The following is a 1638-nucleotide window of genomic DNA, read 5'->3' as shown; positions in this document are numbered from 1 at the left end:
CACCTCGACCGCCGACCTCAATACGATGGCCCAGACGGCGATGACCGGCGCCATGGGAGCGCCCAACCTCGTGGTCGATCCGCTAACGATCACCAGCAACCCACGCCAGATCACCCTCACCACACACAAACTCTCGACGGTTTTTTTCGGCAAGTTGACCGGAACGACCCGCATCAATCAGGCGCCTCCGCCCAATGCGCCACGCCGCTGCCCAAGACCTTCGAGATCGCGTTGGTGCTCGACAATACCGGATCGATGGCGGAGTCGAGTGGCGGGCAATCGAAGCTGCAGGCCGTGCAGACGGCAGCAACGAACTTCGTCAATTACGTCTACACAAACGCGGCCTTCTCCAACGCGACCAAAATCTCGATCGTGCCGTTCGCAGCAGCGGTTGCGGTTAATCCTTCGACCTATCGCTATGCGACATGGATCGATCAGAACGGTCAGTCGAGCTACCACTGGACCAATGTGCTCTCGCCGAGCGTATCCGGGTTCAGCAGTCGGTTCGACATCTTCGCCAAGCTTCAGGCCGCCTATTCCGGCTGGGGTTGGGCTGGATGCCTAGAGACGTTGCCCTACCCACTTAATGTCCAGGACGGCACGCCGACAAGTTCTAACAAGGACTCGTATTACGTTCCAATGTTTTCTCCTGATGAACCAGGGGATGCCAGCAAAACATACTCCGGATTTACGGTCGATAACAACACACATTATAGTTTTAATAGTTACATTGACGATGATAACAGCAGCAAAAGCGGTAGCTGTGCGATTATGGCGTCAGGAACCCCTTTTAACACGGCAGAAGGTCGAGCCTGCAAATACGTCAGTCCGTATAATTCCGCGCCAACTAGTTTAAATTCATCCACTGGCATTCCCAACGGGCCTAATTTCGGTTGTACGACGCAGCCTCTTCAGCGCCTGACAAACGACACCACAGCCTTGAAGAGCCTTATCAGCAAAATGGCGCCGCTGGGCTCAACCAATATCCACGAGGGCTTCATGTGGGGATGGAGGACGCTTTCCCCCAAAAGCGTCTTCGCAGATGGTAGCGCATACGCTTCAAGCTCAAACAGCTCGAATGCCACAACTATCAACAAGATTCTTATCTTAATGACCGACGGCACTAACAGTTGGGCAACGAACCCATACTCTCCAAATGGGTCAATGTATTTTGCCGCTGGTTATTTTCAGAACGCCAACGGTACAAACGCGAACCCGCGTCTACCTTCAGCCAACCAAAACGTTTCTGACACTGCCAGTTCCAGGAATGCCCTTGACGCACTTACTGCCCAGGCGTGCACCAACGCCAAGGCAGTCAACGTCTCGATCTACACGATCGGTTTCAGCATTCCGTCCGATCCGATTGATGCGGCTGGACAGACGCTCTTAAAGAACTGCGCCTCGTCATCAAACCAGTTTTTTATTGCCAACACTTCTGACGATCTAATTGCAGCCTTCAAGCAGATCCAGGCGAGCATCGGCGCCTTGCGGCTGACGCAGTAGGCTGCTGAACCTACCCTTCAATAGGCGCCTTGGCCTTCCGCGGCCGCCCAGCAGCGCGCTTCGGCTTATCGGAGACGGTCTCTGCAGGCTCGGCGGCCTTCGGAGCCGCCTTCCTGCGCTGCTGACCAAGCCCGA

The 1638-nt window shown here is 55.1% G+C and carries 1 protein-coding gene; it reads left to right on the top strand.

Annotated features, from left to right (window positions below; translation table 11 throughout):
* Positions 1–234: 234 nt before the first annotated feature.
* Positions 235–1503 carry a vWA domain-containing protein gene (locus tag MKL09_RS27170; protein WP_244025108.1) on the top strand — a complete coding sequence of 423 codons (1269 nt, stop codon included), beginning with the start codon at positions 235–237 and terminating at the stop codon, positions 1501–1503.
* The last annotated feature ends 135 nt before the right edge of the window (positions 1504–1638 follow it).

Origin of the sequence: Methylobacterium sp. J-048 (assembly GCF_022829515.1) — a bacterium.
Lineage (GTDB): Bacteria > Pseudomonadota > Alphaproteobacteria > Rhizobiales > Beijerinckiaceae > Methylobacterium.
This window is presented reverse-complemented; position numbering and strand designations above follow the sequence as displayed.